Below are 15864 nucleotides of genomic sequence, written 5' to 3'. Positions count from 1 at the left end.
AATGCTAGCTTCGTGGGATGAAGCACCCGAGTCTTCTGGCGATCCCCGCTAACGCCGCGATCCTCCTGCTAAGGGCGGGCGGTGTCCATCTTTGCCGGCCGCTTCGTTCGGGCGAGTTCGTTAAATTCGCCAAAGAGCGTGGTATCACCATCGACGCGGCGCGACTTTTGCGATTAGAGAGGCTCGGGATATTTTCGCCTCTGTTTCGGGTGTACAATTCTAACGCTCGAACACCATTGCGATTGCCGCTGATAACCAACAACTGGTTTAGGAAAGGCTATGCCGTAGACACGTCAAACGGCCAGCCCCATGAAGTTCCGGAGAATTTTGGGGCCGAGAGCGAGGCATATTATTCAAAATTCCAGATCGCATCGCTGCTTTGGGCGCTTGCAGATTTTACCGTTCCGATCCACCTCGAAAACCTTCTGGATGGGAGTGAACTAAATGAAACGGCCTGGTTAGAGCGTGGTGCAGAGATGCGGCGTATTGCTGATATGCACGCTGAGCGCTACAGCACCGGCAACCAGTTTCGGCCGGCAATTGATCTGCTATGCCAGTTCATTTCGGACCGCTATTACCCATACACCCGCAGCAATCAACGCTCGCGCATCGTTTCCGAGGGTGGTTTCGCGTCCGACAAGTGGATGACTATCAACGGAACCCATTGGAAATGGGAGCCGTACGCCCGCTCGTGGGATCCGAAATACGTCGCGAAAGTGTTTAACCTTACTTCTGACAAGTTGAAACATGCGTTTGAGGCTCTCTCTACCCAGCAGTCATGGGATGATCCACTGGATCATTGGCATCAGCTAGTGCAGTTCGTTTCACCACGCGAGCGTGATCGCCTGAAGGGTAAAGCCTTAGCCGCAGAGACGATGCGCGGAGGCGCGCTAATGTTGGGAATGCTATACCGTGATCTATATGGCGCAGAGCCAGGGCATCCTAACGAGGTAAGGACGACGATAATCACTCACGTTCCGGAGCTAGCAGCCCGCGCTGACGTGCGTCGACATATGGAGTTTGTCGTCAATCGATTCGACTTGAACCCTGCGCCGAAGCTAACGCTATTCGTTGAGGGGGCCAGCGAAGAAGTGGCTGCGAAGATGGTCTTTGAGCGCTTTTTTGGCGCGCCCGCCGGCACACACCAGATTGAAATCATTGACCTAGGTGGGGTGGACAATGCCACCGGGGGCAAAAAGGCAGATCGGTTTCGCGCAATTTTGCGTCTCGTTGATTACCTCCATCATCATCAAACCTTCACGTTTCTAATCTTGGACAACGAGAACTATGCACAGAAACTGAAGGACGCGGCCAAAGACTTGGCGTCAACACTTCACTCAAACCGCCACGCGACGCGCCCCGAATACATCAAGGTGTGGCGGACTTCGTTCGAGTTTGACAATTTCTCAGCAACGGAGATCGCGAAAGCTATGACAGCGCTCGCGAATGGCGTGGTCTTCAAGTCGGCTGACGTAGCGGCGTGCAAGAAGGGAAATAATCCGGGAGCAGAGCTTTCTGCTCTATACCGTGCGCGAACGAATAGCGGTATCAACAAGGTCAATCTTGCCTCGAAGCTCGTTGAAATGATCTTCGATCCGTCCTCCCGCAAGGCCCTACACCCGGCCCCTTATCAAAACACTGGAGCGCGTCGTTCGGCTTGCCGCGCTCAATCCTTTTCCGACCATGGAAGAAAGCTGGGAACGCAATCAGCTCTCGAATTACTTCGGCAAAGTGCGTATAAAACCTGGGAAAAAGCCTAAGATTAAACCTCGCGGAACAAGTGAACGGTGATAAAGCCGAGCGCGTGGGCCGAAGTGTATAGCAAGGGGCATTTGGCTCCTTATCACGAGGCCGGCGGTTTGATTCCCATTAAGGCGAGTGGTTCGTTCGTCAGCTTTCGGCCCATTGCGGACCCCTTGGATTTTTGTCGCCTTGTGGAAATCGAGTGAAGTCCGGTTGTAGAATCAGGTGATCACACCTAACTTTGGCCTGCCCCTGGAATTTGCCAGCGGGTCGGACCGTTGAGACTGTCAAGTTCGAAGTTGCTTCCCGGCAAGACGAGATCGATGATCTTCTGCACCAGGCAAGGAATGATGAACGAGATATCGAGCATGGCTCGGACCTCATTGGTTAAACAATACCGCCTCGCGTTAACAGACCCGTGTCGGGATCGCATTCGATGCAATCGATTGAGGTGCAGACAGATGGCGGCGTGCGTTCGGGAAGTGTCCAGCTCTATGAGCTGGGATCCAGGGTCAGGATCAACTCCCCGAACTCTGCGGAGCCGAAACATTTGAGCGGTTTTCGCTGGTTCGCGCATCGAGGATACAGGCATTTCGATCGTCAGGTCGGCCTGTCGTTTGCGAAGAAAGTACTTAAATCGGACTTCGTCATGCGGCATTCGTTCTCGCCGCTCATCCACTACGTCAAGTCCGAGAAGCGCTACAAGCCCGAGGATCATAAGACCAAGGCCAAGGATCGCTCAATTATGTTCGCGTCCCACCGTGACGCCTGCATCCTCTCCTATTATTCTTGGCTGCTGAACAAGCGTCTCGAAGAAACCTACGCTTCACGAGATATCGGTGAAAACGTCATCGCCTACCGAGCTCTCGGCAAGGGCAATTACCATTTTGCTTCGGACGTCTATCGCTACGCGCATTCCAATGCGCCTGTTGCCATTCTGGCTTACGACGTAACCAAGTTCTTCGACACGCTCGATCACAGACTGCTCAAGGCCCGGCTTCGCGGCCTGCTCGGCGTTGAGGGCCTCTCGGAGGATTGGTTTAAGGTATTTCGTTTCATGACGAAGTTCCGCTTTGTCCGCCTCGATGACCTTCGCGCGACGCCGATTTTGTTCGAAGCCTACAGAGAAAAACGCGGGACCCAATCGCCACCATCGCCGAGGTGAAGGAGGCCGGCGTTCCCATTAACGAAAATCCGAACGCCTACGGGATACCGCAGGGGACGCCGATCAGCGCAGCGTTCTCCAATCTCTACATGTTGGATTTTGACATCGAGATGAGTGCGTATTGCAGCTCCATCGGAGCTCTCTATCGTCGTTACTCGGACGATATTCTTGTCGTCTGCAAGCTCGAACATGCGCGGGCTGTCGAGGTTAAAATTGAGACCCTCCTGACCGCTGACGTTTTGCAGATCAGCAGGGACAAAACCGAGGTGTCCGAATTCGACCCCTCCAATGCTGCGCTGGCTTCGAAGCGAGCGGCGCAATACCTCGGCTTCACCTTTCACGGAGACGGGGCCGCCATCCGCCCGAGTTCGCTGTCGCGGCAATGGCGCAAGATGCGCAGAGGGTTTCGGAGAACCCGCGATGTAGCCACAAAAGCGATTGCTCAAGGTAGGGCAAGCAAAGTCTATACTAAGAAGCTGCGCAAACGGTTCACTTCGGTCGCGGCCCGCAATTTCTCATCCTATGCTCGCCGTAGCGCCAAGCTCTTTGACAACGAAGACCTGATTTTGCGCCAACTGAGGCGGTTCGAACGGGAGGTCGAGCGCGAACTTCTTCGGTTGAAGGAGCTGTCATAGGAGCTCCAAAAGAGGACTAGCCCAATGCTTACAGCCAACTGCAACGGTTTGAGGGTCGACGCCGCGATCTCCGCCAAGGGCGCTGCCTATCACTGCCCGTCCTGCGGCCAGCCGGTTACGCTGCGCAAGGGACAGATCAAGATCGCTCACTTCGCGCACAAGCCTCCCACTGATTGCTCGTGGGCAAAAGGCGAAACGGCGGAACATCGTGAGGCCAAGATCGCGTTGCGAGATGCATTTCGAAAAATGGGCTACATCGCGGATTACGAAGTGGAAGTGCTCTCCATTCAGGGCGATCGCCGTGCGGACGTGGTAGTTACGTCGCCCGATGGGCAACGGCGGTGGGCACTGGAGGTTCAACACACTCCGATACTCTTTCCTGCCATTGAGGCGCGAACAAAGGCCTACATCGCCGCGCAAGTCCCAGTCTTGTGGATGGGCATACTTAGTCGGCGCTGAAAAACCTCCCAACGCCTGGAATTAGGGGATTCCCATCTGTTTTGAAGTATTGGAAACTGCCGGAAATCGTCCCCCTCGGCCTCGGCCACGTCGGTGCACGCTCGGACGAGTTTCTTCCCTGGGCCTGGGGGATCAATGGCTGCGCGTCGGTGCTGAGCGCAATCCTCGCCGCACTGCTTGCGATGCATGTCGGCTTCACCGGCGTCGTGACGATCGCCGCGATCCTCTATCTCGCCGCCCCGGCCCTGCTTGCCGGGTCGCAAGGCTTTGTTCCAGATCGGAAGCGCTCGCGAGCTAAACCAAGCGCCTGAAAGTCCCGAGCATTTTGATCACGGCTGAGGAAGGAGCCCGGAGGCGGGTGTGCGACCACCTTGCTTCCCCTTTCGCGCCGAAATGCGATAATCGCAAGGATCAATACGCCGCTGGCGCCGAACTCGAGGACCTCTTCCAGGATTCCTGCCTTGTATGATGGTACGAGATCGAGCGTTACGGCACTCGCGAGCATAGCGACAGCCAGCGCCAAGCGGCATTCAAACGCCCTCGCGAGAATTCGATGCAGCATCGCGTAGATCTTTTGTCGGAACATATGAAGAAGCACGGTCGCCAAGGTCAGGAGAAGCAATGCCCCGATTGCCGCCGCAAGGTAGCCGATGGGGCCGGAGTCTCTCACTAGGCGGAAGGCCACGATGACGATGTCGTGGCCGCCGTCGAACTCGCCCCCGCCGCGCATTTCCGGCATCTGCAGATTAAACATGCGGGCGCCGAAACTGATCTCGCTGAGGAACAGTATCGAACACAATCCGCTCGTGCCTGCAAGGATGCTCTTCTCAGTTGAGGACAAGCATGCGCGCCTTCGAATGGCCGTTCCTAATGCGAGCAGAGCTGCTGTGGCAAAACCCAAGGCGCCCAGACTTTCCACGAGGTGGTCCTCGACCAGCAAGTCAGGCCGGGAAAGACCGATGATGAAGAGCAAGGCTACGCCGGCGGCTACCGAACAGACAAACGCAACATTCTCGCGGCTCATCGCTTCTGCTCCCTGTCATGAAACTGTCATACAACCAGACGGGGAAGAATTTGACGAACGTGCGGCGGGAGAAGACAACGTGCTTCTTCGGAATCGAGGAAAGGTTGAAAGTGTGACCGTTCGGCACCACTCCACGACAAGGAGCGGTTAAGCCTCTTCCTACAGCGCCGCGCGTCTTATCAGACGCGCAAAGGACGCTGTAGCACTTCGAATTGCTGCATGTTTTTATCCTTAAATCGGCTACGATTTAAGGAAACATGCAGTAGAAGGCGTCCACCTTTCGCGTGAGTTAGGCGACTTCGCGCACCGCTCAAGATTTTGTAATGCGCCGATGCACGCCGTCCAGGCTTTGCGCGAAAGCATCGAATAGCTTGCGGTCCGTCAGTTCGCGCAGGACCTGTTCGTTGAGCCCGCCGCGCGTTGCATATTCTTCCGCCAGATGCATGAAGCCGGCCTCGGGCGCCGCTTCCGGTGCGTGCGCGAGAGCCTTGAACAGGGTGGCGATGTAGTCGCGCCCCCTCGTCTCCCCAACGCCGTGGTCTTTCAGCCAGCCATGGATCGTATCGAGGTATTTGAAATAGGTGGCATAGGTCGCGGTGACGACGCTCAGCGCGTCGAATTCGCTTTCATCCTCTACCTCGATCGCCTTTCCGAGCTTGCCGAACAATGTGGCCATGCTCGGATCTCGCGGGCATATGATTGTCGCGCCCTGCCCGTAAGCGATCATCGGCATCGGAAGCGCTTTCGTCACCTTTTCCGCGGGCGCGGTCAAAGCCGCGATTTCATCGCGCGACAGCGTGGCGATCAGGCTGACGACGTGATGGTCAGGCCGGAACCGCAATTTAGAAAGCACGTCATGCGCAACCTGCGGCCGAATGGCGAGCATGATCGTCTCGCAATTGTCGAGAACCGCCTGATTGTCGGTTGCCACGCGCACGTCCGGAAAGCGGGAAGCGAGACCTGCCGCGATTTCCGCATTCCGAGGCGACAGGAGAACGGATACGGAATTATCCGCAAGCGATTTTAGCCCGGCAACAATCGCGGATGTGAGCGCGCCGGTGCCGATAAAGCCGAGTTTCATTGGGTGTCCTTTACCATCTGGTCGTCGTCGGCCGACAAAGCAGCAAGACGACTGCATCTTCCTTAGATCCTACAGCGCCGCGCGTCCAATCGGACGCGCAAAGGGCGCTGCAGCACTTTGAATTTCGGCATGTGCTCCCTAAATCGAGTACGATTTACGGGAACGCATGCATCAGGTGATGGAATGAACGACGAACTGCAGGCTCGAGCTGCGCAACCCGCAGCGATCCGCGAAAGCGCGGAAGCGGAAATGAAAGCCCTCGGGATCGATGACGCGTTCATCGGTCGGTTGGTCGACACGTTTTATGGCCGGGTGCTCGCGCATCCGGAGCTCGGTCCCGTGTTCGACGCAAGGCTTTCGGGGCGCTGGCCGGAGCACATGGAGAAGATGAAAAGCTTCTGGTCCTCAGTCGCCTTCCGCAGTGGCGCTTACGGCGGAAAGCCGGTTCAGGCGCATCTCGGCATCCCAAACATGTCGCCGGAGCTTTTCCCGAAATGGCTGGCGCTCTTTGCCGCGACGCTTGACGACATTGCACCGAACAACGACGCGAAGGCCTGGTTCATGGCCACCGCAGAGCGCATCGCGCGAAGCCTGACGCTCTCGCTCTTCTACAATCCGGCGCTCGACGACCCCGCACTCAAGCGGTCGTGAATTGGCACTTTTGGCGGACGAACGCCGACTACCGCTCCTGGCCCAAGTGGACCTTGCACGTCAGGATGCTGAGGTCCGCATGGGGTGGAAGACCGTCTTTCGTCGTGCCCATCGGGAACGAGCAGGTTGCGCCATTGCCGACACTCACGGCGCTTCTCAAGGGCGGACTTTCGCGCGATGGCCTGTTAACCCAGAGGCGAGCGCCAGTTGCCTGGCCAATCAGTTCCAAGTGTGAAGGCACAATTTCCAGGACCCATCATTTTGTTTTCGCAAAATGGTGACGATTGTCCCTTCAAATTGGGCCGGCTTTCCATCTTCTCCGCTACCGGTCGCCCACCATTTGCCGCTGGAGTATGCGAGATCCCCCGCCGCTTGGGCGTCGAGCAACTCGATGCCGTGTTCCTTGATCCCTGCCGATATCAACCCGGCCCAGAAATCAGCGATCGCCGCCTGCCCTTTAACTACGGCATGCGTATGCGGCAGGACGGTTGCGTCCGGCGTGTAAAGCGCCGCGACCGCTGCAGCATCTCGCCGATTGAACGCTGCGTTCCAACGATCGTTCGCTTGGCTTACGATCGCACGGATATCCATCTCCGACATCACATCCTCCCTGGACGTTGACTACCCCAACGCTGCCACGAGCTTTTGAGCGGTTTGCAGATCCGGTAACTCTGCTCCTTCGGTGAAGCTCGAGAGAATCTCAGCAAGGTCTTCCCGTGCACCCGCTTCAGGGTCGGCGCGAGCCAGTCCTACCGCTGCACGAAGCTCCCAAAACCGTGCGCCCTGTGCACGCGCTGTTGCCAGCGCGTGCCGGAAGCGCTCGGTAGCCACCTTTCCCTTCTCGGATCCAACTAAAAGAATCGCCTCCCCTTGGAGACGGAACACTTCGGCCGCGAACCAACGCTCGTTGGTTCGCTCGATCATTTCCTCGGCTTCCTCGAGCGATCGGAGAGCCGCTTCTGGTTTTTCGGCTTTCATTTCGATCTGAGCACGAAGAGCCGCGAAGTATGGGCACATGTACCGCGCCCCGGTGGCCAGCCAGCCGCCGATGCCCCTCTCCAACTCCGTCCGGGCACGATCCACGTCGCCATCCTCGGCGGCCGCCCACGCCTGGAGGATTGTCGCGCCCGCCTGCCAAAACCGGAATCCTGCCTCTCCTGATATTTGGAATAGTTCGGCGGCACGGAGCTTCACAGTTTCCCGGTCGCCGATGATCTGGCGGATCACACCGCCGAAGAACAGCGGTAAGGCGAGACTGTTGCGGTGCCCCATGCTTCTTGCTTCGGCCACCGCCTCATCATTGGTGGCAAGCGCCTGATCGGGCGAGCCGAGTGCCAACAGCGTGCGCGCCAAATAATCCAGGCATACGACACGCGGGTCGAAGGCATACACGAATGCGGGCGACCGATGCTCCTGCGGGTCATAGAGTGCCAGCGCTTCCTTCAAGTGAGCACGGGCACGCACAAATTCGCCGGCTGGAACGGCGCTCACCCCGGCGGCCCTGTGCGCGAAGAAGGAAAGACCCCGGTCGTTACTGCTGCTAGCGAGCTCCAGCAGCCTGTCGGTGGCGCGACGGGCCTCAGTCAGTTCGGCGGCGTATAGATGGTACAAACAAAGGCCGTAGAGGACCGGAAACGCCTCCCGCACTTCACCCAACTCCTCGCACAGATCGTTTGCCCTTCCGTAGGTAGCCCCCGTTTCCGGCGCTGCAAACCCATGCGCCGCCACTTGTGCGCTGCCCAGGGCCAGTTGCAGGGAAAGCTCGCGGCGCGAGCGCTGCCGAGAAGGCGGAAGTGAAGCCAGTCCATTCAATGCATTCTCAAACCGCAGGAGGGCCTCCGACAAGGCCGAACGCGACAGTGCCCGCCGTCCGGCCTGCTCGTGGTACTCAACGGCCTTCTCGATGAGGGAAGCCTGACTGAAATGATAGGCGAGCAACTCCGGTTCAGCGGCGACCGTCTCCGGGAACCGGTCTTCCAGGATGTGGGCAATGCGGGCATGCAGCTGCTGCCGCCTGCTTAAGAGCAGGCTCCCGTAAGCCGCGTCCCGCACCAGAGCATGCTTAAATGCATACGTGACTTGGCCTTCGCCTCCACGGCGGAACACGAGGCCTGCATTGACAAGTTGTTCCGTCGCCCGCTCCAATTCGGCTTCCGCCATGCCGGCGGCCAATGCCAACAGCTCGTGACTGAATTCCCGCCCGATGACCGCGCCAACCTGGGCAACCTCCCTGACGGAGGCGAGCCGGTCGAGGCGTGCCATCAAGGAGTCGTGCAGTGTCGCCGGGACGGCAAGTGGGGGCAACGGCCCGGACAACACGTAATCCTGGCCGCTCTCCTTGAGCAGCCCGGATTCCACTACGACCTTCGTTAACTCCTCTATAAAAAGCGGCACGCCTTCTGTCTTGGAGAGGACCTGGTCAAGCATGGATATCGGCAGCTGCTTTCCTCCAGTCATCGCGGTGACGATTGCGGCCGCTTGGGAGCGGCTCAAGCGGTTCAATGTCAGCAGCGTGGCGTGGGGGAAACCATTCCAGCAAGGAGATCTTTCCGGACGTGACGTGGTGATCAGCATGACGGGCAGCTGTTGAATACGATCGACAATGATATCGAACAGTTCGGCCGAAACCGGATCAAGATAGTGGGCGTCCTCAAGCAGCATGAGAACCGGCTTGGTCCTCGCCAGTGCTTCAAGTTGTTCGATCAACACCTCGAAAGTGCGTCGTTTTTGCATCTGCGGCATCAGGTCAAGCTTCGGGTATCGGTCACCGGTGGGGATTGATAGCAAAGACGCAATCAAGGGGATTGCCTCCTGCGGGTCTCGCGTCGCCGCAAGCACCTCCTCCAGGAATGCCAGCTGCTTGTCCGGCGGGTCGGTTCGGTCGATGCGTGCGGCCCTGAGCAGCTGGTCGGCGACGGGATGAAGCGCGCTCTGCGCGTGGTAAGGCGAGCAGAAGTAGCGCAAATAGGTGACGGCTTCCTGTTTCAGCCGCTCGCGCAGCTCCTGAAGAATTCGCGACTTGCCTATTCCTGCCTCCCCGAACAGTTCGACGACTTGCCCTTCACCGGAAGCAGAAAGGGTCCATCGGTCAATCAGTAGTGCAATATCAAGATCGCGGCCCACCAACGGCGCTGTGCCGCCGGAGTGGAGAGCCTCGAAGCGGCCTTCAGCCCGGCCCTCCCCAAGGACGACGTACGAACTGGTGGGGGTCTCGAAACCCGGCAGCTTCTGAGGCCGGATTCGCTTCACCTCAAAAAGCTTCCCGATCAGCCGACACGTGAGCTCCGAAATCACCACCGTGTTCGGCTCGGCCAGTTTCTGCAGGCGGGCAGCGAGATTGGGTGTTTCGCCGACCACAGCGTTCTCCTGCGCGGCTCCCGCGCCGACCAGATCCCCGACGACTACCAGGCCAGTCGCTATACCGATGCGGACAGAAAGCTGTTGACCGTCCTTCTCAGACAGCGCCTTGATGGAATCGACGACTGCCAGCCCTGCTCGGACGGCGCGTTCGGCATCTTCCTCATGCGCCTGCGGCCAGCCGAAATATGCTAAGACGCCGTCTCCCATCAGTTTGGCGACATATCCGTCGAAACGCACCACTTCGCCGGCTATGGTGTTTTGGAACTGGCGCAGTAATGCACCCATTTCCTCCGGGTCGAGCTGGGTGGACAGACCTGTCGACCCGACGAGATCGGCGAACATTACCGTGAGTTGGCGTCTCTCGGCTTCGCGCGGGCGGGTCGGCGTCAGTCGGTGGGGAGGATTGATGACGGATGCAGTCGCCTGGCCACCGCTGAGTGCAGCGATTGCTTCGAGAATTTTCTTTCTGTGTGCGAGAGCGCTGACGCCGATTTCTTTAAGGTCTTCTGCCGTGAGCTTCGGCAGCATCTCGGCGTCGATGGCATTGCTGTCGAAGGCTGCGGCATACTGCCCAAAGCCCAAGCTCTCGAGCCATGACCCGACGTTCACCGTCGCCCCTCCCAGAACGACCCTCAAGGTAGTAATATACAGCATCGCTGCGGCCCGCGCAGCACAATACAAGAAGACGGCCGAATAAGCGTATCCCACCGGCCTCAAACGGCAGGAAGGAAGAGGACCCCCGTTCGGTCTGCTACAACGACGCCGCCACATCCCAGGCTCAAACCGCGGTCAAGGAGTTCCTCATAAGCGCTTCAGCCTGAAATAGCCAAAGATGCACAAATTGGCTGTGGCACCGTGCCTTGCGCATTTGATCCGGGCGAAGGTCCGCTTTCGGGCGACCAGAGGCGCTCGGGAACGGCCCGTTTGGGTCAGAGGTTTGCCTTAGCCTCAGGTTCGATGGAAGGTCTGAGAAGGGTCGAAACGCGTCGACCGCAGCTTCCGAGGTAAGGTCTGGAAGTGGCGCAAACCTGCAGCTCGGCGGCGTCTATGCATGTCCGCTTCTGGGATACCAACGTGCTCTGCTCAGTGTCTGACTTGGGGGCGCGTGGCGGTCTGTCCGCTCTTGGTTACCGCTTCTCGAAAGCAGACATCGGCGTGCGGTGCGTCGACGGCTCATTTGTGGCGGCAAGCGGTGACCAAATAGTCAGAGCCAGCGGCGAACCTCGGCCTTGTAGCGGCGGTAGTCGTCGCCGAACTTCGCTTCGAGATAGCGCTCCTCGCGGGCAATCACCTGCGTCTGGATCGCGATCAGCACCAACGGGAGCAAGGCGAAGGCGATCGGCCCGTCGAAGCCGATCGCAAGCCCGGCATAGATAAGCGCCATGCCGAGATACATGGGATTGCGGGTCCACCGAAAAGGACCGGTCGTTGCGATGAGGGTCGTTGGCTGCGACGGCGGAATGTTGGTGCCCAGCCGTCGGAACAGCCCCGCCGCCAAAAGCATCATCGTCGCGCCGGCAACGAACAGCAGCGCGCCCGTCGCGACCAGCAACCGCCAGTCGATGCCGAAAGAGCGCAGGGTGACGAACCGCTCCGCCGCCAGTCCCAACAGCAGCGCTCCCAGATAGACGAAGGGCGGAGGGAAGCGCACACCCGCGCTGTCCGGTTCGACGGCCATGCTCATCTCCAATCTGTGCTCTCAAACCAGCATCGACTGCTGGGAGAAGATACCCGCCATCGCGCCTTGCCATGATGCCGTGGTGACCGAGGCCATGAGGGGGTTGGCGAGGTCGCCGGCGGCGTAGATGCCGGGCATGCTGGTTTCGCGGCGCTCGTCGACCTTGAGGACGATGCCGAGGGGCGTATCGACCGTGGCGAGACCCAGTGATTCATGCAGGCTTGCGGACGGCTTGTTGCGCGGATGCGCGAACAGGATGTCGACGGCGACATCGGGGCCGACATTGAGCTTGAGGGTGGGGTTATGGCCCCCATGACGGGTGATTTCAGTGATCCGGCCGTCGACGATGGGTGTGTTGCGACGCTCCAGATCGGCCCGGGTATCGGGCGGAATGTCGTGACCATCGGCGAAGACCGTCAACCTGTCGGTCCAATCGTGGAACAGCCTGACCTGGTTGTGTGACTGCGGGCCGGACCAGACGAGGCCCCAATGTTGGCCTGCGACTTCAAAGCCATCGCAATAGGGACAGGGCACGATGGACGTGCCCCAGCTTTCGGCAAAGCCCGGCACATCGGGCATCTGGTCGGTGATGCCATAGCTCAGGATCAGGCGGCGCGCCGCAAGGCGTTCGCCACCGCCAGTGACGACAGAGAAATCGTCGAGAGCGCCGGAAACGCTGTCGGCCCGGGCATTGACCAAATGGATCGCAGGATAACGCGCCAACTGCCGCCGCGCCTCGGCCAGGATATCCGGCGGTGGCTTATGGTCGTGGCCGAGCAGGCCATGCGAGTGGCCGGCGAAGCGGTTGCGCGGCAGGCCTGTATCGAGAACGGTGACCTTCCGACGGGCACGGCCGAGCTGCAGGGCGGCGGCGAGACCGGCAAAGCTGCCGCCGACGATGATGACGTCATCCATGGTGATGGGCTCCGTATTGCGGATGGAGGGACTTAGGCTGTGCCTGGCGCGCAATATCGTCCAGCGATGCGCATTGGATATCGCCTTGCGGCCAAGGCAAACCTGATCTGGAGGACACGATAAAATCACCTCTTGGAATTTCCGAGACTACGTAGTATCGTAATTCACGAATAACGATACTGTCAAGGACTGTAATTATCGTGAGCGAAAATAGTCGAGGCAGGAGAGGCCGGCCCGCCAATGAGGCGCTCGGCCAAACCATAGTCGACGCCGCGGGCGAACTCTTTGCGGAATTGGGCTTTCAAGCGACGACATTGGACAAGGTCGCCCAGCGAGCGAAGATATCCAAGCTCAGCATCTACAGGCACTTCGAGAACAAGGAGGCGCTGTTTGGAGCGGCCTTTGCGGCCCGCTGCCAGCAGTTAATACCACAGGCCCTTTTTGAAGGCGTCGACGGCTCGGCCGAAGATCAGCTCATGGCGGTGGGATCATCGCTGCTTCGCACGCTGTTGCGCCCGGACGTCCGCAACGTCGAAGCCATGGTCATGGCCGACACGCCGAACCAAAAGTCGTTGAGCAAGGTCCATTACGAAGCCGGCCCCGCCCATATCACCGCCCAAATCGAGGCCCTGTTGCGTCAGTTGGACGCGAAGGCGGCTTTGAACGTGCCCGATCCTCTCCGGTCCGCCCGCTTGTTTGCCGCACTTTTCAAAGGCTCCGATCTCCTGATTGTCGCACGCTTCGATGAGGCGAGAGCAGAGGACGATGACGAGATCGAATCCTATTGCCGGTCGGCCGTCGCCATGTTCATCGCCGCGCACGGTGGCAGCGACCACGCGGGCGGATAGCCTAGACGAGGCCGCGAAGGAGTACTTGATATTTTGGATGGCCCGCATTGACATCAACGCCTTGGGCGGTGTTCCAGGACCTGTGACAGGCGGCGTAACCGCTACCACCCCATTCGAGGCGTTAGTGCCGGCTTAGCAGACCGTCAGCTTTCGGGAAGCTGCAACGGTGGTCTGAATGGCGGAAATTGGGGCGCAAAAGAGACGTGGGCATGTAGCAGCATTCGGGCCCTTTGCTGCCGTTCGAGGTCGATCCGAGAAACGTGCGGCATGTGCTAGAATGCAACCGAAGGGCGGAACGCGACAGACGCACTGCGAGGGGCGGTGTGATCGAACCGGAATTCGCGCGACCGAGTGCCAACGTTGTGCTCTTGGAAGGGGAGACGAGGACGATGCCGACACCAGAGCAACCCAGTCTAATAGTTCGACAGAAATCCCCACAGAACACCGAGTTTCCGTTTGCGTCGCTCTCCGATTGGCTGATCCCAACCGAGCTGTTCTTCGTGCGAAACCATTTCGCGTCGCCGGACCTCGATGCGCGAGACTGGAGATTGCACGTTGGCGGGGCGGTGGAGCGGCCAATCGAACTTGACCTCGACAGCATCAAGGCGATGCGGAGCACGACTTTCACCGCCGTCGTCGAGTGCGCAGGGAACGGGCGCGTCTACTATGTGCCGCCGAAGGAGGGGTTGCAGTGGCAGAACGGAGCCGTCGGCAATGCCGCGTGGACAGGTGTTCTTCTGCGCGAGATTTTGGAAATGGCGGGCGTTAAGCGAACCGCACGTGAGGTTCTGCTCGTAGGCGCAGACAGCGGCGTCGTCGACACGAACAAGAAAACGGCTTCTCCCGGCCCCATCGCTTTTGCGCGCAGTTTACCGCTTGAGAAGGCAATGGCTCACAGCACGATCCTTGCCTATTCGATGAACGAGGAGGCGTTGACGCGCGATCACGGCTACCCGCTACGCGCGGTCGTGGGTGGCTGGTTCGGCATGGCTTGGGTCAAGTGGATCACGCATATCACGGTTGTGGAGCAACCGTTCCTTGGCTACTGGCAGGCGCGCGACTATTTCCGTTGGGAGCGCAGCCTCGGGGAACCCAGGCTGGTCCCGCTTGCGGAGATGGAGGTCAAAGCACAGATCGCGCGTCCCGTGCAGGGGGCGCATCTCATCGCCGGCCAACCGTATCGGATTTTCGGAGCCGCCTGGAGCGGAGAGGCTGTTATCCGGCAGGTGCAGGTCTGCACCGGAGATGGCAGGGGCTGGCGCGAGGGAAGGCTCCTCGAAACAGAACGTCCCTTTGCATGGCGCTTGTGGGAGTACATGTGGACCCCTGAAGAAGTCGGGCGATATATACTGCGATGTCGCGCGATCGATGGGGCGGGGTGCGTGCAGCCCGAGCTCCCGCGTTCCGACTGCGAGAGCTACGCGGCCAATTGGATCGTTCCGGTGGAGGTTACGGTCGTTCCCGAGCCACAGACGTACGAGGAGGAATTCGTGATCTAATCACCCGCATGGGGCGGAATGGCGACTTGGCGCAACTGCGACCCGCGTTGTCACTGCGTCATGTCCGCTTTGCGGCGACAGCGACCGGTGGCTCGATGACCATTATGGGGGCGCACAGCGGTCGTTCGTAAGCGAACGAAGCTGACATTTATTGCCGCGGCGGTTGACCATCTAGGACAGTTGTCCTAGATGGTTGAGGCTCACAGGATTACAACCGCTCATGCCCGCATCATCAACCCGTGACCTCATAATCGAAAAGGCGGATGCTCTCTTCTACGAGGGCGGGTTCGAGGCCACCTCCTTTGCTGACATCGCCGCAGCCGTGGGCATCTCGCGCGGGAATTTCTATCACCACTTCAAAACCAAGGACGACATACTGGATGCCGTTATCTCGCTCCGGATGGAGCGAACCCGCGCGATGCTCGATGGCTGGGAGACCACGGGCGACGGTCCGCCCACGCGCATCCTGTCCTTCATCCACATGCTGATCGCAAATCGGACCAAGATCATGGCCTTCGGCTGTCCGGTCGGGACGCTCTGCTCGGAACTCGCCAAACTCGATCACGCAGCACAGGACCGCGCGACCGCAATTTTCAGCCTGTTCCGCGACTGGCTCGCCGGACAATTTCGGGCACTTGGCGCGGGCGACCGGGCTGACGGGCTGGCGCTGCATCTTCTCGCCTGGTCCCAGGGAGCGGCGGTCATGGCCACCGCTTTCCGGGACGAGGCATTCATTCGCAGCGAGGTGGCCGGGATTGAACACTGGCTGACCACCCTGCCGGAGCTTTCCAAACCCAACTGATCAA

The 15864-nt window shown here is 59.3% G+C and carries 15 protein-coding genes; 8 read left to right on the top strand and 7 right to left on the bottom strand.

All coding sequences use genetic code 11. The features are described 5' to 3' along the window. Positions 1-17 precede the first annotated feature (17 nt). Positions 18-1760: a hypothetical protein gene (locus tag ILFOPFJJ_RS32735; protein WP_173514602.1), complete on the top strand. Its 1743-nt coding sequence runs from the start codon at positions 18-20 to the stop codon at positions 1758-1760. Between the two features lie 218 nt (positions 1761-1978). Here the strand turns inward: ILFOPFJJ_RS32735 and ILFOPFJJ_RS36105 are convergent, their stop codons facing one another. Continuing rightward, a complete protein-coding gene (locus ILFOPFJJ_RS36105; RefSeq protein ID WP_282438719.1) occupies positions 1979-2113 on the bottom strand; it encodes a hypothetical protein in 135 nt (44 codons plus the stop codon). Positions 2114-2179: 66 nt separating this feature from the next. On the opposite strand from ILFOPFJJ_RS36105, the gene ILFOPFJJ_RS32730 reads away from it, so the two are divergent. The 3 genes from ILFOPFJJ_RS32730 to ILFOPFJJ_RS32720 are packed head-to-tail and all read left to right on the top strand — an operon-like array spanning position 2180 to position 4002. Continuing rightward, complete coding sequence (locus tag ILFOPFJJ_RS32730) at positions 2180-2908, top strand: RNA-dependent RNA polymerase family protein (protein WP_173514601.1); 729 nt, start codon at positions 2180-2182, stop codon at positions 2906-2908. Next, positions 2905-3543 (top strand): reverse transcriptase domain-containing protein, encoded by a 639-nt coding sequence (locus tag ILFOPFJJ_RS32725; protein WP_173514600.1) that lies wholly within the window; start codon positions 2905-2907, stop codon positions 3541-3543. Before ILFOPFJJ_RS32730 ends, ILFOPFJJ_RS32725 begins: the two co-directional genes overlap by 4 nt. A 24-nt stretch (positions 3544-3567) precedes the next feature. Then, positions 3568-4002, top strand: coding sequence for a competence protein CoiA (locus tag ILFOPFJJ_RS32720; RefSeq protein WP_173514599.1), 435 nt, complete (start codon positions 3568-3570; stop codon positions 4000-4002). A 226-nt stretch (positions 4003-4228) separates the two neighbouring features. Here the strand turns inward: ILFOPFJJ_RS32720 and ILFOPFJJ_RS32715 are convergent, their stop codons facing one another. Together ILFOPFJJ_RS32715 and ILFOPFJJ_RS32710 are read right to left on the bottom strand one after the other, a co-directional pair. Then, positions 4229-5026 (bottom strand): hypothetical protein, encoded by a 798-nt coding sequence (locus tag ILFOPFJJ_RS32715; RefSeq protein WP_173514598.1) that lies wholly within the window; start codon positions 5024-5026, stop codon positions 4229-4231. Positions 5027-5336: 310 nt separating this feature from the next. Beyond that, on the bottom strand, positions 5337-6107 hold the full coding sequence (locus ILFOPFJJ_RS32710; RefSeq protein WP_173514597.1) for a pyrroline-5-carboxylate reductase: 771 nt from the start codon (positions 6105-6107) through the stop codon (positions 5337-5339). A 183-nt stretch (positions 6108-6290) separates the two neighbouring features. On the opposite strand from ILFOPFJJ_RS32710, the gene ILFOPFJJ_RS32705 reads away from it, so the two are divergent. Continuing rightward, positions 6291-6758: a group III truncated hemoglobin gene (locus ILFOPFJJ_RS32705; RefSeq protein ID WP_173514596.1), complete on the top strand. Its 468-nt coding sequence runs from the start codon at positions 6291-6293 to the stop codon at positions 6756-6758. A 219-nt stretch (positions 6759-6977) separates the two neighbouring features. Here the strand turns inward: ILFOPFJJ_RS32705 and ILFOPFJJ_RS32700 are convergent, their stop codons facing one another. From ILFOPFJJ_RS32700 to ILFOPFJJ_RS32685, 4 genes are all read right to left on the bottom strand, one after another. Further along, positions 6978-7358, bottom strand: coding sequence for a YybH family protein (locus tag ILFOPFJJ_RS32700; RefSeq protein WP_173514595.1), 381 nt, complete (start codon positions 7356-7358; stop codon positions 6978-6980). Between the two features lie 21 nt (positions 7359-7379). Further along, positions 7380-10727: an ATP-binding protein gene (locus ILFOPFJJ_RS32695; protein WP_173514594.1), complete on the bottom strand. Its 3348-nt coding sequence runs from the start codon at positions 10725-10727 to the stop codon at positions 7380-7382. Positions 10728-11322: 595 nt separating this feature from the next. Then, entirely contained in the window at positions 11323-11796 is a 474-nt protein-coding gene (locus tag ILFOPFJJ_RS32690) for a methyltransferase family protein (RefSeq protein WP_173514593.1), read from the bottom strand. A 21-nt stretch (positions 11797-11817) separates the two neighbouring features. Next, the gene (locus tag ILFOPFJJ_RS32685) at positions 11818-12711 is read right to left on the bottom strand and encodes an NAD(P)/FAD-dependent oxidoreductase (RefSeq protein ID WP_173514592.1); all 894 of its coding nucleotides are present in this window, start codon (positions 12709-12711) and stop codon (positions 11818-11820) included. A 200-nt stretch (positions 12712-12911) separates the two neighbouring features. On the opposite strand from ILFOPFJJ_RS32685, the gene ILFOPFJJ_RS32680 reads away from it, so the two are divergent. The 3 genes from ILFOPFJJ_RS32680 to ILFOPFJJ_RS32670 all read left to right on the top strand — a co-directional run bounded on the left by ILFOPFJJ_RS32680 (position 12912) and on the right by ILFOPFJJ_RS32670 (position 15860). Beyond that, a complete protein-coding gene (locus tag ILFOPFJJ_RS32680; protein ID WP_173514591.1) occupies positions 12912-13559 on the top strand; it encodes a TetR/AcrR family transcriptional regulator in 648 nt (215 codons plus the stop codon). Between the two features lie 389 nt (positions 13560-13948). Next, positions 13949-15058, top strand: coding sequence for a sulfite oxidase (locus tag ILFOPFJJ_RS32675; RefSeq protein ID WP_210267693.1), 1110 nt, complete (start codon positions 13949-13951; stop codon positions 15056-15058). Positions 15059-15278: 220 nt separating this feature from the next. Then, entirely contained in the window at positions 15279-15860 is a 582-nt protein-coding gene (locus ILFOPFJJ_RS32670; protein WP_173514589.1) for a TetR/AcrR family transcriptional regulator, read from the top strand. The last annotated feature ends 4 nt before the right edge of the window (positions 15861-15864 follow it).

This window comes from Sinorhizobium psoraleae (genome assembly GCF_013283645.1).
GTDB lineage: Bacteria > Pseudomonadota > Alphaproteobacteria > Rhizobiales > Rhizobiaceae > Sinorhizobium > Sinorhizobium psoraleae.
This window is presented reverse-complemented; position numbering and strand designations above follow the sequence as displayed.